This window comes from Sulfurimonas sp. HSL3-7, assembly GCF_039645985.1.
GTDB lineage: Bacteria > Campylobacterota > Campylobacteria > Campylobacterales > Sulfurimonadaceae > Sulfonitrofixus > Sulfonitrofixus jiaomeiensis.
This window is the reverse complement of record NZ_CP147919.1, coordinates 667,964-693,303: the sequence shown is the minus strand read 5'-3', so window position 1 is coordinate 693,303 and position 25,340 is coordinate 667,964. Positions and strand designations below refer to the sequence as shown.

Here is a 25,340-nt window from a genome sequence, read left to right as displayed (position 1 = left end):
GGTGCAGATTGTGCAAAATGTTTAGCCGACTGCGCACTGCTATGCGCCGAGAGCTAAACTTTTGTGCAAGATGTGCCGAAGCTGGAACTTTTACTTACCAGGAGACGGATTTTCCGGAACCCCGCTTTCCTATGATGGTCTCCCCTTCCCACCATGCAAGCCCCGTCTTGATCTCGGTCAGACTGAGCATAAAATAATACTCCACCTGCTGTTTGCCGTCGTCCATTCGGACATTGCGCTGCAGGATCTTGCCCGAAAGACTCATGTCGGGCGCGATCATCTGCCCTTTCTCCTGAACAGTACGCTGGTTGAACTCCTCGTCTTCGCGCAGTTCGCGTGCCTGCTTGCTCATCCTGTCTTCAGGCCCGTTCGCGCCGACCGCGGTCGTCACGACCACTTTGCCGCTTCTCAGCAGCTCCACGCGGATCTTTTTGACCAGCTGATCGGTGTCGATATGCTGCATCGTGTCATTGGTCACACGCGAAATAGCCAAAACATAACGGTCTCCTGTCTTTTTATCGAGCGCACCCGACTGCAGCATCGACTGTACCGCCTCGGCTGCGGCTTCATTGAAATCGCGGTAATCCAGCCCCATGACCTGGGCACCCTTATCCTCATGCATATCGATACGTTCCGTTTTCTGAGCACAACCGCTCATAAAGGCTGCTGCGAGCAGCGAAGAGAGTGTGATGGTCACTATATATTTCATGATATTCCTTTACTTGTTGATGAAGAGGCGGTAGTCTGTCGCCTTCTTATTCGGTGCGACGATATGAATGGTGAAATTGGCATTTTTATACACCGGCAGCTCTGTCCAGTTCTTGCTTATAGAGTCAATCTCAAAACCGTCTTTGTCAAACCAGACCACACGGTAGCGCAGTTTCATATACTCGTCCGTCTCGTTTTCACCTAAGACCTGCAGCTCTTTAAGCCCGCTTTCGCTGTTGATGCGTTCATTGATCTTCTCGATGGAAATATCATCTTCGATCGAATCGTCCACAACCTTGACATACGATGTTTTATCGGCACATCCGACCAAAAAGAGCGTCAAAGCGATAAGCCATATCCATTTTTTCATGCTATTTTCTCCCTAAAGGTATTATTGACACGGAGGGTTTTGCACCTGCTGTAGTCATTTTAACATAAACTAAAGTAGGCATCCTTGATGGCAGTTCGACCTGGGTCAATATCAATCCGCTCGACGTTTTAATATTGAACTTTCGGCTTTCGGGCTGATGTAAACGTATGAGGTCAAAACGTTTCGGCAAGCTTCTCCAGCTGCGGGTATCGGCCTGTGCTGAACCGATTGTATAGGCCGTCGTCGCAATAGAAGCCAGAGCCCAGAGCGCCTGTGCGTTTCCTTCGGAATTTTGCATCTGGCGCTGTGTCTGGTACTGAATAAAAGCCTTTGTCATTGCCGAAAAAAGTGCCCGGCGCAAAATAGCCGGATACTCCTCTTTAAACTCCGTCATCACCACCCGGTCCATATCGCTGAGCAGTTTTGACGGGAACACCTCGTCTTCAAGCGCGATCGAATAGCTTTCAAAAGCACGCATCCGTGTCTGCATGCGCGGCAGCGCCAAAGAGACATAATTCAGATTGTTTGAAAATATCCAGACCGGCACATCAAGCCGCCATTCGGTTTTAACCGGGGCCAGACCGTCTTCGATGATCACCCAGACTAAGGGTTCTCTGCGCAAAGCCGATCCGTCCAGAAGCGCGTCGACATAGGCAAGGTCCTCTCTAATATACGCATTCTCCCGGTTCATCCCGTAGGCCTCTTTTAAAAGCGTGAAAGCTTTTTGATTGTCCCCTTCGCTTAAGGCAAAAATACCGGCCAGGTAGCTCACCATAGGGTTGATGAAATCGGGGTAGGCCTCAAAACTGTACAATGAAGGGTACTTCTCGTTCAAGACCTGCTTGGCCCGCGGCATCGAACTATCAACATCGACCCCTTTATTATCGTTTCGCTGCTGCTCTTCTATCGCTTCTCTGTTTTTTTCGATCAGCTTCGCATAGTAGGCCTTTGCCCGCCGCTGCCTATCAACAGCACGGTTGAATTCGACACGTGCACCTTCATTATCCTCCATCGCCAGATAGTCGATCGCTTTATAGGTATTGGCCATCACCCCGTCGTACTGTGTCCCTCTATACGGCGCGGTCGTATCATTGACAAAAAGGCTGGCTGTACCCTGTGAAATATCGGCATTTAAAAGTTGTTCCTGGAAATGTTTGATCAGCCATTCGCTCTCATCGAAGGCTTTAATGCTTGCGCTGTTGTTGTGATCAAAGCGGTAGGCAAGCCCGGCATTCAGGTACCACAGCAGATTGTTGCGCTGTGTGCGGTCGGAGCGGTCGATCTCCTTTTCAGATGCCACTGCCGCTTTGCCGTAATGACCCTGAGCCACCAGAACATCATTGTTGAGCATCGCCTCTTTCGGGGCACAGGCGCTCAAAAAAAGAAGCGCGGCAGCGGCCGATACGATAATTTTAATTTTATTTTCAATCATATTCAGACCCTGGCCTTGATCTCATGTTGCAGCTTTTTTGGCAGAGAAGCGAAGACGAGATCGTACGAATCATCGATCCACTCCTGAACAAGCCTGTCATCCGCTTCCTGATTGCAGACGACCGTATTCCAATGCCTCTTGTTCATATGGTAACCGGGTTCGACACAGGCGTAGATCGAACGTAACTCTGCCGCATAGAGGGGATCACATTTCAGGTTGATACGCAGTTCAGCAGCGCTGTCACTGCTGAGCGCGAACATCTTCCCGCCTACCTTATAGACCGCCGTCATCTTGTCGAAAGGGTACTCTTTGACGGCACCGTGTTTTGAGAGGCAGTATTTTTCCAAACTCGCTTTTGTCATAGGCACCTCTTACTTTCTATTGTTTATAATGCCATAAATAATAAAAAGAAGAGAAAAATGCAGACACATGAAGCTTTAAAGACGCAACGCTATTTTGACGAGGCGGAGATCGCCGCGCATCTTGAAGGTGTTGAATACATTATTATGGCCGCGCCATCGACACGTCAGGATGCACAGGCCCCTATTCACATCACTATCTTCTTAAACACGATAGACGATCTTCCGCCGCAGATCCAGCAGGCTGTCCTCGAAAAATTTGCCGCGCAGTACAAGCTTTTCAACATCAGTGATCTCTTCAGCCAGATCGATGCCGTGGCTTTTGCCGTAACCAATCAGGACACGCCGATGCCGATGCACCTTTTCAAAGACGATGACAAAAAGAACCTGCCGCACGCCTTTATGCATATCATCGACTTTGAAGCCGATTCGGAAGATTTCAAAGAGGCAAAGAGCGGTTCGACCGGCTGGAGTTACAGCTACAACTAAAGGGCCTCACCCCCGGCAGACCGCTTCGATCTCTTCAACGCTTTTCGCAATCCCCTCCGAAAGGTTCTCTCGCCCCTCTTGCGTCACAAGGATGTTATCCTCGATACGAATACCGATACCGCGGTAGCGTTCCGGGACCTCCATGTCATCGGCACGGATGTAGATCCCCGGTTCGATCGTCATTACCATGCCCGGCGCGAAAGGTATCTCATTGCCGTTTCCGTCCACGTAGGGGCACGGATCGTGCACGTCTATGCCCAGCCAGTGGCCGATGCCGTGAGGATAGTACTGTTTATGCTTTTTCGTCTCTATCAGAGCATCGACCTCCCCTTTGAGAATGCCGAGTTTGACCAACCCTTCGGTCAGCCATAGCTCGCTCATCTGCTGAAGCTCTTTTTTCGTTACGCCGGGTCTGATCATTTCGATGATGCGCAGCTGCACGTCAAGCACCATCTCGTAAACCTCCCGCTGCGGCCGGGTATAAGTGCCGCTGACCGGAAAGGTGCGGGTGATGTCGCTGGCATACATCTTATATTCGCATCCGGCATCGATCAGAACGAGGTCCTCTTCTCCGAAGACGTCGCTGTTGTTGATATAGTGCAGCGTATTGGCGTTGTTGCCGCCGGCGACGATGGTCATGTAGGCGTTGCTGTGTGCCCCGCGATGCCGGAATACGTATTCAATATCCGCCTGCAGGGTAAACTCATGTACACCCGGGTGCGCCGAACGCATCGCCGCATGATGCGCCTCTTTTGTGATCGCCAGCGCTTCTCCGATCAGGGCGATCTCATGTCCGTCCTTTATCAGCCGCATCGTCTGGATCATCTCGGTGATATCGATAAAGGTTCTCGGCGACACGGTGCTGCTTCGGTCATGTACCAGGTGGCGGCACTGCTGTTTGACCACACCATACCTCGGATCTTCGCTGAAGAGATCAAGATAGAGCCGTTTCTTGTTCTTGAGCTCCTCCCTGACAACGTTTTCAAACGCCTCGATGCTGTGCACCTCATCCAGATCGAAACGTTCTTTTGCCGCATCGACCCCGGTACGCTTCCCGGTCCACAGCTCCATCGTCTCGTCTTTGGGCTGGACGAAAAGCAGTACCTTCGCGATATCGCCGCTCTTGACGAGCACAAGTGCGCTGTTATCCTCTTCGAACCCGCAGAGATAATAGAAGTTGCTCTCCTGCCGGAAAGGGTGCTCGGTATCGTTGGAGCGTGTCTGCAGACGTGCTGCCGAAAGTACGGCGACGCCGTCGTTCATCATCTCAAGTAGCCGGTCACGGCGTTGTTTATATACTGTTTCATTCATGGCGCTATTGTAACAAAAATCTTTCTACTTCAGGTGTCATTGCCGATCTTCCGGTTGAAACCCTGTCTGAAACAGGAGATAACCTTACATCGTATTTTGTATGAAAGCCGTTATCGCCTCTATGTTCGATCCGTCCTTCTGATATGGCTTTGTCACATACAGAAGTGTTAAAAATAGTATATACTTATATTATAATCTAACTAATCGGTCTCTTCAAAAAGCCGATATTAAAAAGGATCTGCAATGTGTAATACAGGATTTTTTGACCGTTTTCTACGCGTCTTTGTCGGAGGACTTTTTGTTTTTATCGCCGTCTTTACGGGCTGGGTGTGGGGTTATATCGGTCTTATTCCCTTACTGACCGGACTTTTCGGATTTTGTCCGCTCTATACGATCTTTCGTATCAACACCGGGTGCAAAAGCTGATCACAGACAGTTTGCACCCAAAAAAGCGTTGACCTGCTGCAGCAGTTCAGCGATCATCGCGGAATAATTTTCTACGGCACTGTCCACATTACCGCCGACACCGTCTCGTTCTATCTCTATCAATGAGGAAGCAATAATATTACGATGGTACTGCTCCAACAAGACAAATTGGACGGCAATCTTCAACGTTGATGTACCGTCTGGATGGATTGTCTGCGAAAACTCCTGGATCTCCGTTTCGAGCAGAAGATCATTGTCGGCGAAAGATTTGAGTGAAATAACATTCCCAAAAGTCCCATAACGGGTGACCGCACCTGCAAGCAGATTACCCAACTGGGCATTGATACTGCTCATCCAGCGTGCCTTGGTATAACTGTAACTGCGCCCGCTGTCCGTCCTATAGACAATATCACGCGTGGTCAGAATATCCGGACTCTCAACCAACCCGATGCGCAGTACTTTGTCCCGGCAGGCAGTTGCCGATGAAACGTCATAGGAAGTCGGTACGTTCAACAGATATTTTGACGTCGGCGGTACCTTGGTCTGAAGAGAGCAGCCTCCCAGTAAAATCCCCACTACGGCGGTAACGACTATGATCAGTTTTCTTCTCAACATCTATCTTTCTCCTGGTCCAATATCCGGTTCTTCACTGCGCAAAAAGATATCGGACGGGCTGTCGCGATAATCAGCAAGCAACATCTTGATCTGCGCAAGCGTCGATTCCAGCTCTTTCATAGTAACGGCAAACTGCTTCATCGGCTCCTTGACGCCTTCCTTGACCGAATAATCCCCGTTGGCATTGCGCTCTTCAAAAACAGCCATGGAGGAGCCGACTTTTTTCGCACTCTCATCGTATGACGCCAGTGCAGCTTCAAAGCGCTCTTCGAACAGGACCGTTCTATCCACCAAGGCACCGATCTTCGGTACCATTTTCTCTATCTTTTCAAATGAACCGCTCGACGCGTTCAGCAGCTTCTTAAAATTATTGACACTCTCTTCGTCCAGTGCCTTATCCAGCTTGCCCATCGTTTCCGAAACATGTTGCAAAATCTTGGTAATCTCTGCCTGGTTCTCATCACGCAGCAGTTTCCGTGTCGAGTCCAGGGTCTGTGAAAGGTTAACAGAGACCGATCCGAAAGACTCTTCCACCTTCACAAGAAATGAGGGAACAGACTTTATAACAGGGGCCTCTTTATCACCCTTATAGAGCAGCGGCGCCTGCTTGCTGCCTTCACTCAAATCGATGTAACTGAGACCCGTGATCCCCTGTGCTTTCAATTTGGCAACCGTATCGATTTTGATCGGCGCTTCCTTATCGACCAGAATATCGACCTCTATCTCTTCGACATTAGCCGGATTGATATGCATTTTGGTTACCTTGCCGATGGTCACCCCTCTATACTTAACCGGAGAATCGATATTGAGACCCGAGACCGACTCCGTGAAATAGATCCTGAAGAGTGTCATTACTTTTTCATCACTCGGTTTGACCAGCCATATCACAAACACAAAGGTCAGCACAATTGAGAGGATCACAAAGAGACCGACCAGGGTGTAATTCGTTTTTGCGTTCATCCTTTTCCTTTATCCATCTCGAAGAAACGTTCGATGAAGGGACTTTCGATCATTTTGACCTCTGTTAAAGTCCCCTCTGCCACGATCTTCTTATTGTCAATGACCGCCATTCTGTCAAGCGTGGTATTGATCGAGGTGAGGTCATGCGAGACCATCACCACCGTCAGGTTCAGCAGATCGCGTAACTTTACTATAAGTGTATCAAATTCCCGTGCGGAAATAGGGTCGAGGCCCGACGTCGGCTCGTCCAAAAAGACGATTTTAGGGTCCATCACCAAGGCGCGGGCCAAAGCTGCCTTCTTTTTCATCCCCCCACTGATCTGCGAAGGATAGAGCATCCCATCGGACTGCTTGAGCCCCACAATATCGATCTTGAAGGCAACGATGTCATTAATGCTCTCTTGAGAGAGTCGGGTGTACTCCTGGAGTGCGAGGGCAATATTTTCGGCCACGGTCAGTGAGGTAAAAAGAGCATTGGACTGAAAAAGAACACCCCACTGCAACCTTAGTTTCTGCGCCGCTCTCATGCCGATAGACTCTATCTTATGACCGAGAAGTTCTATCGAACCGCTGCGGATCTGTTCAAGCATGATCATCTCGCGCATCAGAACCGACTTGCCGCATCCGCTCGGTCCCAGCAGTCCGTAGATCTCGCCCTCATTCACATGCAGATTAATCCCGTTGTGCACGAGCTTGTCACCAAACTTCGTAATCACATTGCTGACTTTCATGATCTTGTTGCTATTCGACATCTAATACCCCAGGTTCGTAAAGATGATCGAGAAGAAGGCATCGCAAATGATCACGGCGAAGATCGACTCCACCACCGCCTTGGTGGTATTGAAGCCGATGCTTTGGGTGTCATTTTTTACCTGCAGGCCGCGATAGATTCCGATACTGGCAATCAAAACGGCAAAAAACGGCCCCTTGATCAGACCGATCCAGAAATGTTTGACATTGATCACTTCGACGAAACGCTCCATAAAAAGTGTCGTACTCAGACCGAGATCGATCTTGGCGATCAACATCCCTCCGATAAGGCCGGCTATGTCGGCAAAAAAGATCAGTATCGGCATCATGATGACCAGCGCAAACATACGCGGCAATACCAGAAAGGCATAAGGATCAAACCCCATCGTGCGCATGGCATCGAGCTCTTCGGTGATCTTCATGACCCCGATCTGCGCCGCGTAGGCCGAGCCGCTGCGGCCGGCGACGATGATAGCGGCCAGCATCGGAGCAAGCTCTCGCAAAATCGATATACCGAGCATATCGACGATAAAGATGTTGGCCCCGTAGAGTTTCAACTGCGCCGCCGACTGGTACGCCACGACCACACCGATCAGAAAGGTGGTCAGCGCGATGATCGGCAGGGCCTTGATACCACTCTCATTGATCTCGAAAAACATCTCTTTCCACCGGATATGACGCAAATGGTAAAACGAGTAGAAGAAGGTGAGACTTAACCGCCCGAAAAAGTCGAGAAAGTCCGCAAGTTTTTTAAGCCGATCAATACTGTCTGCACCGACAGTCTGCAGAACACTCTCTTTGGGCGATTCAAAACTGCTGTCGAAATGGGCATGTTCCTGCGCCATAGAGAGCATCCTTTTCACCTCGCTTCCCATTACACTGAAAGTCACCTCCTGGCCACTCTTCTCGGCCTGATGAATATGTTTTGCAATCAGCAGAGCCAAAGCGGAGTCCATGCTGTCAAGGTCAGAAAGGTCCCAAATTATCTTTTTGACTTTTGCCTCTTTTGCCGAGGCGGCAAGCTTCTGCTCGATAGGGGCAAGCCGTTCAATCGTCGGTGTACCCTGGATTTTGAACGTAAGCGTCTGCGTCCCTTTTGTGACGTGCAGTGCGACTTGCGTTCGGGCTCCCATGACTTATACCTTCTCACTTACAAATTTAATACTTTGCAAGCTCCCTCTGCCTACCGACATATACCCCCGTCCGCAGGCGAAAGCGGGAAGATTGACATAGCGGCATTCACCGATATTGAACGCGTGGTTTTGGTGATGATGCCCCTCTATGAACATCGTATAGCGGCTTAGATCTTTTTTTGAGAGGTGTTTCGTGACATACTGCTCAAAGGTGTGCATACTGTGGCAGTCGTTCTTACGTGCCAGTTTCTTGTCCAGAGCGTTGATAATGAAATGTCTTCCGATGGTATCGAGCAGGCTTAAAAACCGCAGCATGAACGGGTTTCGGATGACGGCCGTATAGAGGCGGTACCCCAGCGGCCCGTCAAAATCCCCGTGGGCCAAAGCGACCGGCTGACCACCCAATTCACACGCAACCGGCTGTTCATTGATGGAAAAGATCCTGACACCGGGGAAGATAGGAGCGAGGTTGAAATCATGATTACCCTCAAGATAGACGATCTCGATGTTATCGCTGAGGGTATTGATGAGATCAACGACCTCTTTGTTACGCTCAACCGTATAGGGGATGCCGCCGAAAAGCAGATCGAAAATATCGCCCATCAAGATGAGCTGCGGCGTCTGGATATGTTGTGAACGGATCGCTTTTAAAAAATCGTAAAGCTCTTTATGTTTAAAAGAGTAGTGGGCATCGCTAAGAAAGATAGCCCCCTCAAGAAGCTTAAGCGGATTACGGGACATAGGCGATATCGGGGACTCCGGTTTCCATAGCGAGACCCATCATCAGGTTGGCATTGACGATCGCCTGCGAACTTGCACCCCGCATCAGGTTGTCAATGGCTGCATTGATAAAGAGCGTCGAACCGTTGCGTCGTGCAAAGATGTCGCAGAAGTTGGTGCCGGCAACGCTTTTTATGTCGACCGGGTTCTCCCGGACGCGGACATACGGTTCATCCTTGTAGTACGTTTTAAGCACTTCCATCACATCGAAATCGCCCTCGACCTGCATGTAAACTGATGAGAGCATTCCTCTTGTCAGCGGCAGAAGGTGCGGCACGAAGTTGACCGAACTCTCATCAAGCTGAAGCTTCTCGGCAATCTCGGGACCGTGGCGGTGCAACAGAGGGTTGTAGGCAAAGGCGTTGTCGTTGATCGTCACATAGTGTGTTGTCTCTGAGAGCTTCTTGCCCGCACCGCTCACCCCGCTCTTGGCATCGACGATCAGTGCCGAACCCTTGACTTGGTACTTCAGAAACGGCAACGCCGCCAGGATCGAAGCGGTCGGATAACAGCCCGGGTTTGCCACCAGCTTGGCCTTTTTGATCGCCTCGTGGTTGAGTTCCGGCAGGCCGTAAACGGCATGTTTAAGATTTTCGGTATCGATGTGCGGGACATAGTGCTGCTCGTAGCGCGCCTGTTCAAGACGGTAGTCTGCAGAGAGGTCGACCACCTTGACATTTCGCGCTATCAGCTCCTTGACAAAGCCCATCGCCGTCTTGTGCGGCAGGGCCAGAAAGGCAAGCTCGCAGCTTTTGGCAACCTCGGCGGCATCCGCCTTCTCGACATCACACTCGGCCACCCCCAGCAACGAGGGATGCAGTTCGCTAAGCCTGATGTTCCCTTCGCTCGTCGCGACATAGGCAAGATTGAAAACAGGGTGTTTGACGATCATCTTGATAAGTTCGAGGCCGGTGTACCCGCTCGCCCCGATAACGGCGACATTAATCATGGCACTCAAAGACGATCTCCTGGTATTTCACCTCGGCTACTTCAAACTCTTTGACACCGCCCGGTAGACGGACTTTGACCTCGTCGCCCTCCTCTTTGCCGAGGATCTGTTTGGCCAGCGGCGAGTTGAACGAGATCAGTCCCATTTCCGGGTTACTCTCACAGCCGCCGACGATGGTGTAGGTCACCTCCTCGCCGCTGTTGATATCTTCAAGGATCACCGTCGAACCGAAACTGACACGGGCATGTTCCAGCGTACTCGGGTCAACGATCTGAGCATTGCTCAGCAGATCGCTGATCTCCTGAAGACGGCGGTCGATGTTGGCCTGCTGCTCTTTGCCCGCGTGATACTCGGCATTCTCTTTCAGGTCACCCATATCAGCTGCCTCTTCGATCGCCTTGATCACCGCAGGACGTACCTCCAGTTTCAGGTGGTTCGCCTCCGCCTGAAGACGCTCATACCCGAATTTTGTCATCGGTTCTACATTATTTTCCAAAAGATTCTCCATTTTTATCGCTGCAGCATGCTGCGCTGTACATCGTAATAAGATGTATTATACCCTTTGGAGGTAAAAATTGGAATATAGGCTTCTGGTTCAGCCTGCAGTTGCACTATGGAACGGTTGACAAAGTGTCGTCGTCAGCGATACAATAGGTGACACCAGTGCGGAGTGTTTACATGTTTTTTTAATCCTCTATTTCGCTACCTCATCCTACCGTTCATTTTCTCTTTGGCCTTTGTCTTACCGCTTTTTTCTGCGACCGAGGAACATACACCGCAGCCGCTCACTATCTGGGGTGACACCATCGTCACCTTTCAGATTCCCTACCGCAGTCACAGTGTCGGCGACCGTATCGACGAAGCCACAAAGAAGATCAAGGCGATCCCCGTCGGGTAGAAGCGTTACGAGGTCAAAGCAGTGCCTTCGACGCTCGGCAATGTCAAAGGGGTCTGGGTTACGGTCAATGACCGTCAGATTTTCGGCATCATGGAAGAGGATTTTGAGCCCGAAGAGGGGAAGAGCTTTGAGCAGTATACGCAAGAGGTTGCCGGCATCAACCTGTGAGGGCAATATCCTGGAGATAGGCGTCCTCTCGACCAAGATAAAGACCCTGTACAATGAGGAAGTCACGATTCCCAATGCGGTACTACTCTCGGTAACGACAACCAATTTCAGCCGCTATGCCCGCGAAGAGTGGTATGCCGCACCTGCGACGGCTCCCGAAAAGGGTTGAGAGAGAACTTTTTGAAAACGAAGGTTGTACAGCACCTCGCCTTTTTTGAAGGATAACGGCGCAAGAGCATTACTTAAATGAAAAACGCTCTGTTTCATACACCTTATCGACGGGTCTGTTTACGAGAATGTTTGATTTGTTGTATAATCGTTGTAAAGGTGCTTTTGCTTACACATTAGGAGCAAAGATGAAAGAGAGACACTGGGTCATCGAAGAGGCTGATGTCCCCATCATAGCAACAGCTATTCATAACGGCCATAAAGTCCGCCGTGAACTCGAAAGGCTGTTTGCCATCGATGAGAACGAGAGGCTCAGAGAAGAGGACCCCTATACCGCTATCTGGACCACCGTCGTGCCCAACCGTACCATCGTACTGACGTCACGATTCGAAGTCGATCTGAACCGACCGAGGGAACATGCCGTCTATCTTAAACCCGAAGAGGCATGGGGCCTTAAGGTCTGGAAGAAAAAACCGACCCCTGCAATGATCAAAACGTCGCTGGCGGAATATGATGCTTTTTATGACGACGTTTATCAGCTCTTTTCGCATGTCAAAAAACGCTTTGGCTATTTTGTCGTGTTGGACCTGCACACCTATAACTTCCGAAGAGAGGGTCCGGAAGGCGGCGAAGCCGATCCAAGGTTCAACCCTGATGTCAACCTCGGCACGGGAACGATCGAAGACCATAAACATTGGGAACCGCTTATCGACCGTTTCAGGTATGATATTCAGCAGTTTGATTTTCTGGGGCATTCTCTGGACATCCGCGAAAATGTCAAATTCAAGGGGGGCCATTTTCCATTATGGATCCATCAGACATTCGGAAAAAATGCCTGCGTCCTCTCCGTCGAATTTAAAAAGTTCTTTATGGATGAGTGGAGCGGGATGGCAGACAGTAAAAAAGTGGACATGATCCGCAAGGTATTGGAATCAACCGTTCCGGGCCTGCTTGAAGAGTTGAAAAAAATAGGGGCGAAGCTATGAAACAGGCGAATCTGCTCATCACGGAAAAACTGATCGATTCGCTCATTAACAGGCTGCTCGACAACAAGGCAGTGCGCAAGGAACTACCCGGCTGGGGACGCATCCATATCGACCGTCAGCTCCCTTTTTTATGCCTCTACAGGCGTCCTGCCGATCGGAGCGATGTCGGAACGAAGAATCTGGTCTACGGCGAAGCATCCTACATCATTGCACCCAGTGACCCCGATTATCAGGAGGGGCTGGCACAGCTTGTCAAACAGATCGCCGCAGCGATGAGTGCGCGTTTCGGGGCTTTTTTGCTGGTTGAACTGTGGTCGCTTCAGAGCACAACAGCGGACGAAAGTGCGGCAGCACAAGCCCGAAAGCCCGGATTTACACTCTTTTCGCCGCAGCTCGGCCTCCTGACGCCGACAGTCCAAACGCTTACAAACAGTCTCTCAGACATTTCGCTCAGCCGTCAGCACGGAGAGGTCGATCCGCAGTTTTCCGAGTCAATAGCCCCTGCCGGACTCCCGCCTCTGCTTTCGCAGGAGCTGCTCGAAAAGATGCGATGCTACACCGTCGGTCTGGGCATCAAGCCGGTCTATCACGACCCCGAGGGCAGGATTCTCTACCCTTCTGTGCTTCGAAACCTCCACCACGGCATAGGCACAGCGCTGAAAAAAAGTTTTTTTACCTTCATGCACAATCAGACCACCGTCTCCCCGGCCCACTATCAGGTTTTGGGCCGACGAAATGTCACCAAAGCGGTCTGGAAAATAGACCGGGCACTTTCTGAAATTGATGATTCGTTTGATTTTCTGCTTCAGGTGACACCGGTCAATACCGAGACGGCCTGGGAGGCGTTCAAAGAGAGCGGCTACAGAAAGGGACCCGATTTCTATTACCGGCCCGTGCCCTTTGACCCGGCTGCGGTCAAACGCCGCCTTTATGCGATTCCCGTCGAAAAGATCGAGGATCCGACACTGCTGCACCTCTTCAGCGAAAAGAGGGATGAACTCGACAGAAAACTGACGATGCTCGGCGACCGGGATACCCCCAACTTTTTGCACGGAAGTATCCAGACATACGGTACGGTCGAAGAGAACCTGCTGGAGACGGCACGGCAGATGCTCTCCCTGATGCCGGCCAAAGATCTCGAGAACATCGGAGCGGACAGTGACACCGATACCGTTTCGGCAGAAATATTTGCACGTCTTGCCGAAGCGGAGCTCGATTTCTACAGGGAGCGCTATCCGTCGCTTCACTCCAGGGTGGAGCTTCGCGAAGATATCGTCTCAGGTGCGATGGTCTCGGGAGGGGATTTCCTCGTTTCAAAATGGGCCCATTTCCCGAAAAACCGTGTTGAAGCGCTCCTGCATCATGAGATCGGCACCCATATATTGACCTATACCAACGGCTTTTCCCAGCCCTTTCAACAGCTGCATACGGGCCTTTCGGGATATGATGAGATGCAGGAGGGGATCGCCGTACTCGCCGAATACCTCTGCGGCGGTCTCAGTATTGAACGGCTTCGGATACTTGCCGGCAGGGTCGTTGCAGCGAAATGCCTGATCGACGGGGCATCCTTTATCGAAACATTCGAGATCCTGCACGAACAGTACGGCTTTATGCCGAAAACCGCTTTTACCGTTACGACACGCATCTTCAGGGGTGGCGGTCTGACCAAGGATGCGGTCTACCTCAGGGGGCTCATCGGGATACTGGACTATATCGCGGGCGGCGGGGCGATAGAGCCGCTGTTGGTGGGGAAGCTCTCGGCAAAGCACATCCCGCTCATCGAAGAGCTGCAGTGGCGTGAGGTTCTGTGTAAGCCGCCGCTTTTCCCCCGATATTTGGAGCAGCCCGATGCGAAAAAACGGCTCGGCGAGATAGAAGAGAAGGGTTTGAATATTCTGGATCTGGTCAAAAGGAGTCAGCCATGAGGATCGGTTTTGTTTTAAATGACCTGTTGACCGAACGTCTGCCCAGTTCGACGATCCGTATGGCGATGGTTGCGACCAATATGGGACACGAGGTCTGGCTGATGGGAGTCGGGGATTTTTCGTACGATTCCGACGAACTTGTCCATGCAAGGTCACGCTCGGTTCCCGACACCGGCTATGAGACACCGGAACTCTATTACCACAGCCTCTGCAGTGAGCAGGCAAAATCAGAGCGGATAACAGTCGATGATCTGGATGTGCTGATGTTGCGCAATGACCCGGCTGCCGATTACCAGTGTTCCTGGGCGCAGCATGCCTCTGTCGTATTCGGGCGGACCGCGATGCGCCACGGTGTGATCGTCTGCAATGATCCCAACGGGCTCAGCAAAGCGATCAACAAGATGTATTTTCAATATTTTCCCGAATCGGTACGCCTGCAGTCACTCGTCTCGCGCAACCGTGACGATATCCGCCACTTCTATGATCAACATGCAAAACGGATCATACTTAAGCCGCTGATGGGATCAGCCGGTCGCGGTGTTTTTATGGTCCAGCCTGATGATGCTGCCAATCTCAACCAGATGATCGATGCGATCTCACGCGACGGCTATGTGATTGCAGAAGCGTTTTCACCTCAGGCGCTTGAAGGCGATACGCGGATGATCCTGATTAATGGGCGGCCGCTCAAAGCCGATGGAAAATATGCCGCGTACAGACGCACCAGGAGCGGCGAAGATATCCGCTCGAACCTCCATGCGGGCGGCATACCCAAGCCGGTAACCGTCACCGATGAGATGCTTGAACTTGCCGAGATCGTGCGTCCCAAACTGGTCCAGGACGGTATCTTTTTTGCCGGACTCGACATCGTCGGGAACAAGCTTTTGGAGGTCAACGTCTTTAGTCCCGGAGGGCTGGACAGTTCCGAAAGGTTTGAAGGGGTGAATTTTACCGGAGCGGTCATAGAGGCGCTGGAAAAAAAGGTACGCTATATGAAATATTATCACCGCAACTTTGACAATGCGGAGATGAATACCTTATAAGCTTCCGGCCTGAAAGAAGCGTCAGCGCTTCAGCATCTTCATCAGCACTTTCAGGCTCCTGGTATTGACGACATCCTCTTTTTCAAGCCAGCCCCGCCTTGCCTGTCCGATGCCGAGTTCCATCAGATCAAGGTCCCTGACGGAGTGGGCATCGGTCGAAATGGCTATCGGCACCCCCGCCTCTTTGGCCATCTTGCAGTGGATGTCGTTGAGATCGAGCCGGTCCGGCTGGGCATTGAGTTCGAGGATGCAGCCTCTCTGCGAGCACGCCTCTATGACCGCCTCAATGTCGACTTCATAGGCATCCCTAAGGCCGATCAGCCTTCCCGTCGGATGCGATAGGATCGAAAAATAGGGGTTTTCCATCGCTTTGAGGATGCGCGCCGTCTGCTCTTTTTTGGAGATGTTAAGCTTGTAATGGACCGCGCATACGGCGAGGTCGAGCTCTTTCAAGACGCTGTCCGGAAGGTCCAGTTTCCCGTTTGCGAGGATATCGACCTCGGCAGATTTCAAGACGGTGATCCCCCCGAGCTCTTCATTGATGCGGTCGATCTCCTCAAGCTGCCGGCGCACCCTCTTCTCATCGAGGCCGTGGGCGATGGTGAGATGTTTCGTATGGTCGGTCACGGCAATGTACTCGTACCCCCTCGCTTTAGCCGAGAGCGCCATCTCCAAGATGGTGTTCGCACCGTCCGAATAGTCCGTATGGATGTGCAGGTCCCCTTTGATCTCTTTTGCTTCGATCAGCTTGGGCAGCCTATGCTCCCGGGCCAGAGCGATCTCGCCCCGGTTCTCCCGCATCTCCGGCTCCACATAGGCCAGTCCGAGAGTCTCAAATACATCGTTCTCCCTGCTTCCGGCGATCCTTCTCTCTGCTTTGAAGATGCCGTACTCGTTGATCTTCATCCCCCTTTTGAGGGCCATCGTCCGCAACGCGATATTGTGGGCTTTTGAACCGGTAAAGTGGTGCAGGGCCGCACCGAATGCATTTTTCGGAACAACCCTGAGGTCGACATGGAGACCGCTTTTCAGGACGACGGAGGAGCGTGTTGTCCCCTCCATCACTATTTTGTCCACCCCCTCAAGCGCTCTAAAGCGCGCCATGATATCGTTGCCGACTTCGCATGACGCGACGATATCGATGTCGTGGACCGTCTCTTTTCTTCTGCGGAGACTGCCGGCTATCTCGATCGCTATGACGCCTTGGCACTTTCGCAGCTCTTCTCTGATCGCTTGCGCAACAGGCAGGACGTCAAAAAGACGGTACCGTTTCTCCTCATAGAGTTTTTTCTCCACACCGGCAGCGATGCTCTCGATCAGCTTCGAGCCGAAACCCCGCAGTTTCTCCAGCTTGCCCTTTTGGAGCGCATCTTTGAGGTCATGCAAGGAGTCTATCTGAAGCTTCTCATGCAGAAAGCGTACCCTCTTCGGCCCCAGTCCGGGGATCTTGAGCAGCGGTTCAAGCTCGGAAGAGACCGATTTTTTCAGCTCTTTCAAAAAGGCGAGCTCACCGGTTTGGACGATCTCGATGATCTTTTCGGAAAGATCTATCCCGATCCCCTGTAGCGTGGTCAGATCAAACCCCTCCGCCACCAGCTCGGCCATGCTTTTTGACGAGGCGGTGATGTTCCGTGCCGCATTCCGGTAGGCTCTGACCCTGAAGGGGTTTGCCTCTTCAATGTCCAGAAGATCGGCTATCTCCATGAAGATGGATGCAATATCCCGGTTGGTGACGTTCATGGTACTCCTTGTGCTCTCGCCCGCTTAATGATATTATATATTTATGCAAAAGATACATATCGGAACATCGGGATTTTATTATGACCACTGGATAGGCAGATGCTACCCGGACACTATCTCGAAACATGATCTGCTGCCTTTTTTCGCACAGCACTTCAAAACCGTCGAGATCAACAGTACATTTTACCATCTTCCCAGGCGCAGCACGATCGAGCACTGGCTTGAAACAACACCCGACGACTTTATCTTTACCCTGAAGGCCAACCGGAGCATCACCCATCGCAGAAGGCTCGACGCCGCACTTAAAGAGGTAATGATATTTATCCACCTGATAAAGCCGTTAAAAAAGAAACTCGGAGTGATCCTCTTCCAGCTTCCGCCCTATCTCAAACTCGATATCGGACTGCTCGACGCCTTTATTTCGCAACTGCCCAAGGGGTACAAATATGCCATCGAGTTCAGGGACGTCTCCTGGATGGACGATGTGGTCTTTGAGCTGATGGAACTGCACGGCATCGGTTTTTGCATCAATGATTTCGAGCAGAGACAGACCCCTCGGATCGCAACCGCCCCCTTTGCCTACATCAGGATGCACGGTCCTCAGGGGCGGTACCGCGGGAAGTATGATGCGCAGAGCATCCGTGCTCTGTGTGAAACCATCCACGGTTTTGTCAAGGAAGGCAGAGAGGTCTTCTGCTATTTCAACAACGATATGGAAGGGTTTGCCTGGCAGAATGCACAGGAGCTTGTAGCACTTTGCAGGAGCAGCCGATGAGAAGAGATCCTATAGGCATGATATTTGTCTTACTGATGACCAGCACCCTGCTGTATTCCGGGAATTTCGTAGACCCGTACGAAAAGGCCAGAAAAAGCTTGGTCGAGACTATAGAAAAAGAGGTAGAAGAGACAAGAGGATATCTGGGAAAAAGAAGGCTTGCCAAAACGACGATCGATGCGATGGAAAGGGTAAAAAGGCATGAATTTGTACCTGTTCTTTACCGTTTTAAAGCCTATGAGAACAGGCCGTTGCCTATCGGCTACGGTCAGACAATCTCGCAGCCCTACATTGTCGCCGTCATGACCGATCTTCTTGACCTTAATCCGACCGACAGGGTCCTGGAAATCGGTACCGGTTCGGGATATCAAGCCGCCGTGCTTGCCGAGATCGTCAATGAGGTCTACACTGTCGAGGTGATCAGAAAGCTGGGTCTTGCGGCAGAGAAAAGGCTTGATCGGCTCGGCTACAACAATATTAAGACAAAGATCGGCGACGGCTATTACGGCTGGGAGGAACACGCCCCCTATGACGCCATCATCGTCACCGCCGCCGCAGGCCAGATCCCGCCGCCGCTTCTCAAGCAGCTGAAACCGGGCGGCAAGATGATCATCCCCGTCAAAAGCTTTTACTATGTCCAGTATCTTATCCTTGTCTCCAAAGACGAAAAAGGGGCCATCACCACCCGTCAGACCCTTCCGGTCATGTTTGTACCGCTTACAGGAAAGCACTGAGATCATGAGAAAAGTGCCGCGCCTCTCTATCGCCCTGGTATCGGCCTCGGCACTCGCCTATGAGATCCTCCTGATGAAGCTCTTTTCCATCATCCAGTGGCACCATTTTGCCTATATGATCATCAGCCTTGCCCTGCTCGGATACGGGGTGAGCGGCACCTTTCTCGCCCTTGCCCGAGAACGGCTGCTCCGACATTTCCCCTACGCCTTTGTCGGCAATATCGCACTTTTCGGAGTCGCCTCGACAGTCTGTTTTCTTTTTGCCCAGCAGATCCCTTTCAACCCCCTTTCGTGGGAGACAAAGCAGCTCTTCTTGCTCTCCGGCCTCTACCTGCTTCTCTCCCTTCCCTTCTTTTTTGCGGCCAATGCGATCGGCCTCGCCCTGATCTACTACAAGAGAGAGATCTCCCCCATCTACGGCGCCGACCTGCTCGGTGCGGGTCTCGGCAGTCTCGCGATCCTTGGACTGCTCTATCTCTTCTTTCCGCTCTTCATCCTTCAGCTTATTGCCTTTACCGCACTGCTGGCGGCGCTGATCGCCGTCAAAGAGCTCGCCCTCAAACCGGGGAGAAAAACACTGCTGTTCTTTGCACTCTCCTTTTTCTCTGTTCTCATGGCCGGTAGAGAGACCACCCTCAATAGCAACGAGTACAAGGACCTGAGCCAGACCCTGCGGATCTCCGGAGCGAAGATCGTTGAGGAGCGCTCCTCGCCGCTCGGGCTGCTCTCCGTTGTGGAGAGCACGGAGGTCCCTTTCCGGTATGCCCCGGGGCTGAGTATGGCCTCCGATCTGGAACCGCCGCAGCAGCTCGGCGTCTTTACCAACGGCGACGGCATGAGTGCCATCACCCGATATCCCGACAAAATGGAAAAGCTGGGCTATCTTGACTATCAGACCTCCGCCCTTGCCTACCATCTGGGCTCTCCCAAAAAGGTACTGATCCTCGGTGCCGGAGGAGGTTCAGAGGTGCTCCAGGCGCTCTACCATCGAACAAACCGGATCGATGCCGTCGAGATCGATCCCGAGATGGTCGATCTTGTCGGCGAAAAGTACGCTGTTTTTGCCGGCGGCATCTATAACAGGGAGAACGTAAATATCCATACCGCAGAGGCAAGAGGTTTTATCGCCGCATCGGCCGACAGATACGACCTGATCCAGATGGCGATGGTGGACTCCTTCGGGGCCTCATCGGCAGGGCTTCAGTCCCTGAACGAAAACTATCTCTATACTGTCGAAGCGCTTCAGCTCTATCTGCAGCATCTCGAACCTGACGGCTACCTCTCGCTCACGCGATGGCTGAAACTTCCGCCCCGAGATACCCTCAAACTCTTCGCAACAGCACTCGAAGCACTCGAGCAGAGCGGCACAAAAGAGCCGAGAAAGCAGCTTCTTCTGATCAGGGGGTGGCAGACCAGTACCCTCATCATCAAGAACGGCATTTTCAGCGCCGAAGAGATCGAAGCGGCCGGAAAGTTCTGCGAAAAACGCTTTTTTGACACCGCCTACTACGACGGCCTCACCCTCCCGGGAACGAACCGTTACAGCATTCTGGACAGGCCCTATTTTTTCGAGGGGGCGCAGGCCCTTCTGCAAAACAGAGAGCAGTTTTACCGCGACTACAAGTTCGATATCCGGCCCGCTTCCGATGACCGGCCCTATTTTTACCACTTTTTCAAATGGGAGACACTCGGCGAGATCTTCGCGCTGCGCGGAAGCGGCGGGCTGCATCTTCTGGAGTGGGGCTACCTTGTGCTCGCCGCGTCGCTTTTTCAGGCTCTCATTGCCAGTATCGTCCTGATACTTCTGCCGCTTCTGCGCTACCGAAGAGCCGAGAAAAGCACCGTCGCAGCAAGCAGGACAAAGGTGTTCCTCTACTTCTTTGTTTTGGGGCTCGGATTTCTCTTTCTGGAGATCTATTTCCTGCAGCGTTTTATCCTTTTTCTCAGCCACCCCATCTATACGGCCACAATCGTTCTGAGCGCATTTCTGATCTTTGCCGGGCTCGGCAGCAGCTATTCCAAACATCTTGCCCAACGCAGGGGCTACCCTGCAACAGCCCGATACGCTATCTACGCCATTTTGCTGCTGGGCCTTTTCTATCTGTTGACCCTTGAGCAGCTTTTCGCATTCCTCCTGCCCCGGACAGAGGCTATAAAAGCAGTAGCCGCCATAGTGCTCATCGCCCCCCTCGCCTTTGCGATGGGGATCCCTTTTGCGATGGGGCTTTCCGAACTTGGCGGCCACTCTGAAACGCTGATCCCCTGGGCATGGGCCGTCAACGGGTGCGCTTCCGTCATCAGTGCCGTTGCCGCAACCCTTTTTGCGATCCATTTCGGCTTCACAGCCGTCATGGCCATGGCACTGCTTTTTTACCTGAGCGCCTACCTCTCCTTTCCCCTGCGGCGCGCATAAGGCTTTATTCAATCAATGCGGTATACAATGGTTCTTATGTCTATAAAAGGAATGGTGATGACTATTGGTGAACTCTGTAATCGTGATACGTTTATTGTCCAGAAAGAAGAAAATATCGTGGAGGCTGCCAAGCTGATGCGGGTTTTTAATGTCGGCGACCTCATCGTCGTATCCACCGGCAAAAAGGGCAACACGCCGATCGGTATTCTGACCGATCGCGACATCGTTATGAAAGCAGTCGCTGAGAACAGTGATCCGCAAAGCCTTACGGTTGCTGATATCATGAGCGACCAACTGGTGACCGCCAAAGAAGAGGACGGCGTATATGAAAGTATCGAAAACATGCGCAGGCATGGTGTCAGACGCCTGCCTGTCGTCGACAAAGAGGGCTGCCTTGCCGGTATCCTATCGGTCGATGACCTGCTGGAATTTTTAGGCGAAGAGGTCAATGGTCTGATAGGGCTTGTTTACAAAGAACAGCACGCCTAAACCGGCAGGACCGACTGAAGGTCATAGAGTGAGGAGCCTCTCAGATGCTTAGAAACAAGATACAACTTTTCAAACTGTTTGGTTTCAGCGTCTCGATCGATGCAAGCTGGGTCGTTATCCTCTTTTTAGTGGTCTGGTCCCTGGCCAAGGGTCTTTTCCCTACCTATTATCCCGATCTCAGTGATCTGACCTACTGGCTGATGGGGCTGGCCGGAGCGGTCGGGCTCTTTGCCTCCATCATCATCCATGAGTTCTCCCACTCTATGGTCGCCCGCAGGCACGGCCTGGCCATCCGCGGCATCACCCTCTTTATCTTCGGCGGCGTGGCCGAGATGGCAGAAGAGCCGAAGAGTCCAAAAACGGAGTTCTTTATGGCCATAGCAGGCCCCATAGCCAGCCTGATACTCTCGCTTCTCTTCGGCGCTCTTTACCTGATCGCAGCTCTCCTCGAATGGCCGGTGCCGGCTACAGGGATCCTGGGCTATCTTAGCGGCATCAATATGCTGCTTGTCGTCTTCAATATGGTACCGGCCTTCCCGACCGACGGTGGACGGATACTCCGTTCAACCCTATGGTGGCTGAAAGGCGATATCTACTGGGCGACCCGTTTGGCTTCACGCATCAGCCTGCTGTTTGCCATGGTCATTATCTTCATAGGGTTTATCGGGCTTATCGGCGGGAACTTTATCGGTGGTCTATGGTGGATCCTGATAGGCTCTTTTCTCTTCAATGCCGCCGGTGCTTCGTATCAGCATCTGTTGACGGAGCGTTCCTTCAGGGGCAAGACCGTGCGCTATTTTATGAACCCCGAACCCGTTACCGTCCCTCCGCAGATCACGCTGGAGGAATTTGTCGAAACGTACCTTTACCATTATCATTACAAGATGTTCCCTGTCGTTGAGAGCGGCAGACTCGAAGGGATCATCACGGTCAGCGACCTTAAAAAAGTCCCTCGTGAGCAGTGGCGCGCTCTTTCTGTCGCCGGCTTGATACAGCCTGTGACCCAGGAAAACTCTATTGATCCGGAAACACCGGTCAAGGAGGCCCTGAACCGGATGAGTGTATCGGGTATAAGCCGGCTGCTGGTGATAGAACACGGCAGGATGGCAGGGATCGTCACACTCAAAGACCTGCTCGAGTTTCTGGCACTCAAAATGGAGTTGGAGACGTAAAGCATACTGCAAAACAGAGTGCGGACCCATATCGTTATTATCGGCAATCTTTGGATGATAATAAATCTTTTAGAAAGCGGATAGTATCATTAATGAGGATTAGTGCTTATTTATTCTGTCAAGGAGAGGGAAATGGGAATCTTAAACAATATAGTCGCAGCGATAGACACTTCGGTGATGGCGGATGAAGTCTTAAAAAGAGCCATCCTTTTGGCAAAAAAAGAAAATGCACAGATTACGGTGCTTCACAGCATCGATATACCCCTGTTTGACAAGCCTTTTGGCAATGTTGACGATGAAGCGAATATCAAAGGCAAGATAGCAGAAAAGATGGATGCATTAAACTCCGAAGCGAAAGTGGATTATTTTGTGACGATCACGCGGGGCAATCCTTCCGATGAGATCGTCTATGAAGCCAATCGGCTCCAAAGCGACCTGATCATCATAGGTGCGCACGGCAGACAGAGCATCAGAGATACATTTTTCGGATCCACCGCCCACAATGTAACGCAGAAAAGCCATTTGCCGGTGCTGATCGTCAAGACGCCCGCCAAAGATGACTACAAGAATATCCTGGCACTTACCGACCTCTCGGAAGCCTCTAAAAAAAATATACGCTTTGCACAAGAGCTTTTTGAAGATGCGACGATCAACGTCTCTTATGCCTACCAACAGATGAGCGAACTGAGTGTCGATTTTTACAACCTTGAAAGCGAGAGAGAGCTTTACAAGGAACAGCTGAGAGCGCAGGTGGAAGAGGATGTCGAAGCGTTTCAAAAGAGTCTCTCGCTTGACAACACCGAGGTGATCGAAGGGTTCGATCCTGTCAGCGAAATGCTGCTTGAAACGGCAAAGAAGCAGAAATGCGACCTGGTGCTTCTGGGTGCACACGGCATAAAGGTCTCGGACACTGTGCTTTACGGTTCAACAGCCTCTTATCTAATGAAAACCGTTCCCTCGGACGTATTGATCTATGTACCGTTGGAAAAGTAGCCGTTTTGAATGATAATACGATAGAGCCTATAGGAGCAAAGCCGACAGGAAACCGATGCGACGCATAGGGTTGATAGGGTGCGGCAACATTGCGGAAATCATCACCGAGTTTTCGCCAAAAGACGATATCACAGCGGTATTTGACCGCCACAGCGACCGTGCGGACAAAATAGCAAAAAGATGTTCTGCCAAAGCATTCACAGAGTTTGAGCACTTTATCAACGAGCCTTTTGATCTCGTCATCGAGGTCGCTTCGATCGGAGCCGTCAAAGACTATGCGGATGCCGTACTGCAAAAAAAGTGTGACCTGATGGTATTGAGCGCCGGTGCGCTGGCCGACGAGCAGTTCAAAGAGCGGATCGTCTCTACAGCAAAGGAGAATAACCGACGCATATTGATCCCAAGCGGTGCGCTTTTCGGCCTGGACAATGCGAAAATCGCCCGATGCGGCGAAGTGGACAGGCTGACAATGCGGAGCACCAAACCGCCGAGATCGTTCGGCCTGCAGACAGATAAACGCGAATGTCTTTTTAAAGGGAGCGCGGCAGAGTGTATCAAGTATTATCCCCGCAATGTCAATGCAGCCGTCGCCCTCTCGATAGCCGCACAGAAAGAGGTACAGATAGAACTCTGGGCAGACCCCTCCATTACGACGAACACGCATGAAGTGCATGTCAGCGGATCATTCGGAGAAACATTTATAAAGATTGAAAACAGGCCCAGCCCGCATAACCCCTCCACCAGTTATCTGGCCGCACTCTCGCTTGTAGCGATGATCAACACGCTTGATAATACGCTTGTCGTCGGAACATAAAGGTTTTTGGGATAAATGCAATAGAGATTTGTCTTCTTAAATCAACAGGTCACTGCATCCCCTGTTTCAATTGATACATCATATTGTCGGACGAAAATACATAAAAGGTGCTTATTGGGAATCCTGAAGAACGAATGGCGTCGGCACTCCAGGTATTGCAGTTGTTAAACAGATGGAATGTCCCTTCTGCACGGTAGAACCTGCTTGTGCCGTAAAGACCGCTTCCCAACGTAATGATCTCGCCTTTCTCGTCCAAAGCAAAACTGTTATCGATGAACTCGACCAGTCTGATAAAACCTCTGTTTGAAAGTTCCAATGCAACCACGTCGCTATCTGAAAAGTGTGCTAACGGTTCATCCTGAAGTGCCACGACATGAAGAACCGAGTCCGTAGGCCAGAATGCAGCTCTGATACTCATCCAAAACGTTATCTTCTTCGCCTGATAATAGAGTTCATCTCCCCATCCTATCTCCAGATAGCGGGCACTTTTAAAATCATCAAATGCATGCAGATAAGGCGCTGCATCTTTTCTGGATAAAACAATCCCGGTATGCCATCCATAGTTGTTGACGACGTAGACCGTTTTATTATCGTTTCGATCCGGATTCGGCGGGTACAACGTACGAACAGTTTTTGCACACCCGGTCAGCAGGATAGTAGAAAAGGCAACCAACATAATAAGCATACCTTGCAGATAACGGCTGGATTCCATAAGAGACCTTTGATCAACTATTATACCTTGT

Annotated in this window: 29 protein-coding genes; 15 read left to right on the top strand and 14 right to left on the bottom strand. The window is 51.4% G+C overall.

Annotation, left to right across the window (positions count from 1 at the left end):
- Positions 1–94 precede the first annotated feature (94 nt).
- The 4 genes from lpoB to WCY20_RS03510 are packed head-to-tail and all read right to left on the bottom strand — an operon-like array spanning position 95 to position 2,872.
- A complete protein-coding gene (gene lpoB, locus WCY20_RS03525) occupies positions 95–709 on the bottom strand; it encodes a penicillin-binding protein activator LpoB (protein ID WP_345977028.1) in 615 nt (204 codons plus the stop codon).
- Between the two features lie 9 nt (positions 710–718).
- Positions 719–1,078 carry a DUF1425 domain-containing protein gene (locus tag WCY20_RS03520; protein WP_345977026.1) on the bottom strand — a complete coding sequence of 120 codons (360 nt, stop codon included), beginning with the start codon at positions 1,076–1,078 and terminating at the stop codon, positions 719–721.
- A 1-nt stretch (position 1,079) separates the two neighbouring features.
- A complete protein-coding gene (locus WCY20_RS03515) occupies positions 1,080–2,510 on the bottom strand; it encodes a hypothetical protein (protein ID WP_345977025.1) in 1,431 nt (476 codons plus the stop codon).
- 2 nt (positions 2,511–2,512) lie between these two features.
- Positions 2,513–2,872 (bottom strand): MmcQ/YjbR family DNA-binding protein, encoded by a 360-nt coding sequence (locus WCY20_RS03510; protein ID WP_345977023.1) that lies wholly within the window; start codon positions 2,870–2,872, stop codon positions 2,513–2,515.
- Between the two features lie 57 nt (positions 2,873–2,929).
- Here WCY20_RS03510 and WCY20_RS03505 point away from each other — a divergent pair, with 57 nt between their 5' ends.
- Positions 2,930–3,358, top strand: coding sequence for a hypothetical protein (locus WCY20_RS03505; RefSeq protein ID WP_345977022.1), 429 nt, complete (start codon positions 2,930–2,932; stop codon positions 3,356–3,358).
- Between the two features lie 6 nt (positions 3,359–3,364).
- On the opposite strand, the gene WCY20_RS03500 is transcribed toward WCY20_RS03505, so the two are convergent.
- The gene (locus tag WCY20_RS03500) at positions 3,365–4,669 is read right to left on the bottom strand and encodes an aminopeptidase P N-terminal domain-containing protein (protein ID WP_345977021.1); all 1,305 of its coding nucleotides are present in this window, start codon (positions 4,667–4,669) and stop codon (positions 3,365–3,367) included.
- A 243-nt stretch (positions 4,670–4,912) separates the two neighbouring features.
- Between WCY20_RS03500 and WCY20_RS03495 the strand changes: the two genes are divergently transcribed.
- A complete protein-coding gene (locus tag WCY20_RS03495; RefSeq protein ID WP_345977020.1) occupies positions 4,913–5,095 on the top strand; it encodes a DUF2892 domain-containing protein in 183 nt (60 codons plus the stop codon).
- Here the strand turns inward: WCY20_RS03495 and WCY20_RS03490 are convergent, their stop codons facing one another.
- From WCY20_RS03490 to greA, 7 genes are read right to left on the bottom strand one after another with little or no spacing between them, the layout of a single operon-like run.
- Positions 5,096–5,710, bottom strand: coding sequence for an ABC-type transport auxiliary lipoprotein family protein (locus WCY20_RS03490; RefSeq protein WP_345977019.1), 615 nt, complete (start codon positions 5,708–5,710; stop codon positions 5,096–5,098).
- On the bottom strand, positions 5,711–6,670 hold the full coding sequence (locus tag WCY20_RS03485) for an MlaD family protein (protein ID WP_345977017.1): 960 nt from the start codon (positions 6,668–6,670) through the stop codon (positions 5,711–5,713).
- Positions 6,667–7,422 carry an ATP-binding cassette domain-containing protein gene (locus tag WCY20_RS03480; protein WP_345977015.1) on the bottom strand — a complete coding sequence of 252 codons (756 nt, stop codon included), beginning with the start codon at positions 7,420–7,422 and terminating at the stop codon, positions 6,667–6,669. The genes WCY20_RS03485 and WCY20_RS03480 overlap by 4 nt, the downstream gene beginning before the upstream one ends.
- On the bottom strand, positions 7,423–8,553 hold the full coding sequence (locus tag WCY20_RS03475; protein WP_345977013.1) for an MlaE family lipid ABC transporter permease subunit: 1,131 nt from the start codon (positions 8,551–8,553) through the stop codon (positions 7,423–7,425). It abuts the gene before it with no gap.
- A 3-nt stretch (positions 8,554–8,556) separates the two neighbouring features.
- Positions 8,557–9,294, bottom strand: a complete 738-nt coding sequence (locus WCY20_RS03470; protein WP_345977012.1) for a metallophosphoesterase — start codon at positions 9,292–9,294, stop codon at positions 8,557–8,559.
- Entirely contained in the window at positions 9,284–10,282 is a 999-nt protein-coding gene (argC, locus tag WCY20_RS03465; protein ID WP_345978212.1) for an N-acetyl-gamma-glutamyl-phosphate reductase, read from the bottom strand. The genes WCY20_RS03470 and argC overlap by 11 nt, the downstream gene beginning before the upstream one ends.
- A complete protein-coding gene (gene greA / locus WCY20_RS03460) occupies positions 10,275–10,778 on the bottom strand; it encodes a transcription elongation factor GreA (RefSeq protein ID WP_345977011.1) in 504 nt (167 codons plus the stop codon). The genes argC and greA overlap by 8 nt, the downstream gene beginning before the upstream one ends.
- 234 nt (positions 10,779–11,012) lie before the next feature.
- Here greA and WCY20_RS03455 point away from each other — a divergent pair, with 234 nt between their 5' ends.
- From WCY20_RS03455 to WCY20_RS03430, 6 genes are all read left to right on the top strand, one after another.
- A complete protein-coding gene (locus WCY20_RS03455) occupies positions 11,013–11,180 on the top strand; it encodes a hypothetical protein (RefSeq protein WP_345977010.1) in 168 nt (55 codons plus the stop codon).
- Positions 11,181–11,201: 21 nt separating this feature from the next.
- Positions 11,202–11,348 carry a hypothetical protein gene (locus WCY20_RS03450; RefSeq protein WP_345977008.1) on the top strand — a complete coding sequence of 49 codons (147 nt, stop codon included), beginning with the start codon at positions 11,202–11,204 and terminating at the stop codon, positions 11,346–11,348.
- A complete protein-coding gene (locus tag WCY20_RS03445; RefSeq protein ID WP_345977007.1) occupies positions 11,308–11,517 on the top strand; it encodes a mechanosensitive ion channel domain-containing protein in 210 nt (69 codons plus the stop codon). The genes WCY20_RS03450 and WCY20_RS03445 overlap by 41 nt, the downstream gene beginning before the upstream one ends.
- Before the next feature lie 187 nt (positions 11,518–11,704).
- The gene (locus WCY20_RS03440) at positions 11,705–12,502 is read left to right on the top strand and encodes an N-formylglutamate amidohydrolase (protein WP_345977006.1); all 798 of its coding nucleotides are present in this window, start codon (positions 11,705–11,707) and stop codon (positions 12,500–12,502) included.
- Positions 12,499–14,427, top strand: a complete 1,929-nt coding sequence (locus WCY20_RS03435; protein WP_345977004.1) for a flavohemoglobin expression-modulating QEGLA motif protein — start codon at positions 12,499–12,501, stop codon at positions 14,425–14,427. Before WCY20_RS03440 ends, WCY20_RS03435 begins: the two co-directional genes overlap by 4 nt.
- Positions 14,424–15,467 (top strand): glutathione synthetase, encoded by a 1,044-nt coding sequence (locus tag WCY20_RS03430; protein WP_345977003.1) that lies wholly within the window; start codon positions 14,424–14,426, stop codon positions 15,465–15,467. The genes WCY20_RS03435 and WCY20_RS03430 overlap by 4 nt, the downstream gene beginning before the upstream one ends.
- A gap of 21 nt (positions 15,468–15,488) precedes the next feature.
- On the opposite strand, the gene polX is transcribed toward WCY20_RS03430, so the two are convergent.
- On the bottom strand, positions 15,489–17,207 hold the full coding sequence (polX, locus tag WCY20_RS03425; RefSeq protein ID WP_345977001.1) for a DNA polymerase/3'-5' exonuclease PolX: 1,719 nt from the start codon (positions 17,205–17,207) through the stop codon (positions 15,489–15,491).
- Between the two features lie 43 nt (positions 17,208–17,250).
- On the opposite strand from polX, the gene WCY20_RS03420 reads away from it, so the two are divergent.
- The 7 genes from WCY20_RS03420 to nadX all read left to right on the top strand — a co-directional run bounded on the left by WCY20_RS03420 (position 17,251) and on the right by nadX (position 24,597).
- Positions 17,251–17,982: a DUF72 domain-containing protein gene (locus tag WCY20_RS03420; protein ID WP_345976999.1), complete on the top strand. Its 732-nt coding sequence runs from the start codon at positions 17,251–17,253 to the stop codon at positions 17,980–17,982.
- Positions 17,979–18,716 (top strand): protein-L-isoaspartate(D-aspartate) O-methyltransferase, encoded by a 738-nt coding sequence (locus WCY20_RS03415; RefSeq protein WP_345976997.1) that lies wholly within the window; start codon positions 17,979–17,981, stop codon positions 18,714–18,716. Before WCY20_RS03420 ends, WCY20_RS03415 begins: the two co-directional genes overlap by 4 nt.
- A gap of 4 nt (positions 18,717–18,720) precedes the next feature.
- The gene (locus WCY20_RS03410) at positions 18,721–21,129 is read left to right on the top strand and encodes a hypothetical protein (RefSeq protein ID WP_345976995.1); all 2,409 of its coding nucleotides are present in this window, start codon (positions 18,721–18,723) and stop codon (positions 21,127–21,129) included.
- A gap of 57 nt (positions 21,130–21,186) precedes the next feature.
- Positions 21,187–21,618, top strand: coding sequence for a CBS domain-containing protein (locus WCY20_RS03405; protein ID WP_345976994.1), 432 nt, complete (start codon positions 21,187–21,189; stop codon positions 21,616–21,618).
- Between the two features lie 44 nt (positions 21,619–21,662).
- Positions 21,663–22,790, top strand: coding sequence for a site-2 protease family protein (locus tag WCY20_RS03400; RefSeq protein WP_345976993.1), 1,128 nt, complete (start codon positions 21,663–21,665; stop codon positions 22,788–22,790).
- A gap of 132 nt (positions 22,791–22,922) precedes the next feature.
- Positions 22,923–23,783, top strand: coding sequence for a universal stress protein (locus tag WCY20_RS03395; protein WP_345976991.1), 861 nt, complete (start codon positions 22,923–22,925; stop codon positions 23,781–23,783).
- Between the two features lie 55 nt (positions 23,784–23,838).
- Positions 23,839–24,597: an aspartate dehydrogenase gene (gene nadX, locus WCY20_RS03390; protein ID WP_345976989.1), complete on the top strand. Its 759-nt coding sequence runs from the start codon at positions 23,839–23,841 to the stop codon at positions 24,595–24,597.
- A gap of 49 nt (positions 24,598–24,646) precedes the next feature.
- Here the strand turns inward: nadX and WCY20_RS03385 are convergent, their stop codons facing one another.
- Positions 24,647–25,309: a DUF2459 domain-containing protein gene (locus WCY20_RS03385; RefSeq protein WP_345976987.1), complete on the bottom strand. Its 663-nt coding sequence runs from the start codon at positions 25,307–25,309 to the stop codon at positions 24,647–24,649.
- Positions 25,310–25,340: the final 31 nt, after the last annotated feature.

What these genes read in the sequence shown, in the direction of transcription:
- lpoB (WP_345977028.1), bottom strand. Translation starts at nt 709, where the DNA reads ATGAAATATATAGTGACCATCACACTCTCTTCGCTGCTCGCAGCAGCC.
- WCY20_RS03520 (WP_345977026.1), bottom strand. Translation starts at nt 1,078, where the DNA reads ATGAAAAAATGGATATGGCTTATCGCTTTGACGCTCTTTTTGGTCGGA.
- WCY20_RS03515 (WP_345977025.1), bottom strand. Translation starts at nt 2,510, where the DNA reads ATGATTGAAAATAAAATTAAAATTATCGTATCGGCCGCTGCCGCGCTT.
- WCY20_RS03510 (WP_345977023.1), bottom strand. Translation starts at nt 2,872, where the DNA reads ATGACAAAAGCGAGTTTGGAAAAATACTGCCTCTCAAAACACGGTGCC.
- WCY20_RS03505 (WP_345977022.1), top strand. Translation starts at nt 2,930, where the DNA reads ATGCAGACACATGAAGCTTTAAAGACGCAACGCTATTTTGACGAGGCG.
- WCY20_RS03500 (WP_345977021.1), bottom strand. Translation starts at nt 4,669, where the DNA reads ATGAATGAAACAGTATATAAACAACGCCGTGACCGGCTACTTGAGATG.
- WCY20_RS03495 (WP_345977020.1), top strand. Translation starts at nt 4,913, where the DNA reads ATGTGTAATACAGGATTTTTTGACCGTTTTCTACGCGTCTTTGTCGGA.
- WCY20_RS03490 (WP_345977019.1), bottom strand. Translation starts at nt 5,710, where the DNA reads ATGTTGAGAAGAAAACTGATCATAGTCGTTACCGCCGTAGTGGGGATT.
- WCY20_RS03485 (WP_345977017.1), bottom strand. Translation starts at nt 6,670, where the DNA reads ATGAACGCAAAAACGAATTACACCCTGGTCGGTCTCTTTGTGATCCTC.
- WCY20_RS03480 (WP_345977015.1), bottom strand. Translation starts at nt 7,422, where the DNA reads ATGTCGAATAGCAACAAGATCATGAAAGTCAGCAATGTGATTACGAAG.
- WCY20_RS03475 (WP_345977013.1), bottom strand. Translation starts at nt 8,553, where the DNA reads ATGGGAGCCCGAACGCAAGTCGCACTGCACGTCACAAAAGGGACGCAG.
- WCY20_RS03470 (WP_345977012.1), bottom strand. Translation starts at nt 9,294, where the DNA reads ATGTCCCGTAATCCGCTTAAGCTTCTTGAGGGGGCTATCTTTCTTAGC.
- argC (WP_345978212.1), bottom strand. Translation starts at nt 10,282, where the DNA reads ATGATTAATGTCGCCGTTATCGGGGCGAGCGGGTACACCGGCCTCGAA.
- WCY20_RS03440 (WP_345977006.1), top strand. Translation starts at nt 11,705, where the DNA reads ATGAAAGAGAGACACTGGGTCATCGAAGAGGCTGATGTCCCCATCATA.
- WCY20_RS03435 (WP_345977004.1), top strand. Translation starts at nt 12,499, where the DNA reads ATGAAACAGGCGAATCTGCTCATCACGGAAAAACTGATCGATTCGCTC.
- WCY20_RS03430 (WP_345977003.1), top strand. Translation starts at nt 14,424, where the DNA reads ATGAGGATCGGTTTTGTTTTAAATGACCTGTTGACCGAACGTCTGCCC.
- polX (WP_345977001.1), bottom strand. Translation starts at nt 17,207, where the DNA reads ATGAACGTCACCAACCGGGATATTGCATCCATCTTCATGGAGATAGCC.
- WCY20_RS03420 (WP_345976999.1), top strand. Translation starts at nt 17,251, where the DNA reads ATGCAAAAGATACATATCGGAACATCGGGATTTTATTATGACCACTGG.
- WCY20_RS03415 (WP_345976997.1), top strand. Translation starts at nt 17,979, where the DNA reads ATGAGAAGAGATCCTATAGGCATGATATTTGTCTTACTGATGACCAGC.
- WCY20_RS03410 (WP_345976995.1), top strand. Translation starts at nt 18,721, where the DNA reads ATGAGAAAAGTGCCGCGCCTCTCTATCGCCCTGGTATCGGCCTCGGCA.
- WCY20_RS03405 (WP_345976994.1), top strand. Translation starts at nt 21,187, where the DNA reads ATGACTATTGGTGAACTCTGTAATCGTGATACGTTTATTGTCCAGAAA.
- WCY20_RS03400 (WP_345976993.1), top strand. Translation starts at nt 21,663, where the DNA reads ATGCTTAGAAACAAGATACAACTTTTCAAACTGTTTGGTTTCAGCGTC.
- WCY20_RS03395 (WP_345976991.1), top strand. Translation starts at nt 22,923, where the DNA reads ATGGGAATCTTAAACAATATAGTCGCAGCGATAGACACTTCGGTGATG.
- nadX (WP_345976989.1), top strand. Translation starts at nt 23,839, where the DNA reads ATGCGACGCATAGGGTTGATAGGGTGCGGCAACATTGCGGAAATCATC.
- WCY20_RS03385 (WP_345976987.1), bottom strand. Translation starts at nt 25,309, where the DNA reads ATGGAATCCAGCCGTTATCTGCAAGGTATGCTTATTATGTTGGTTGCC.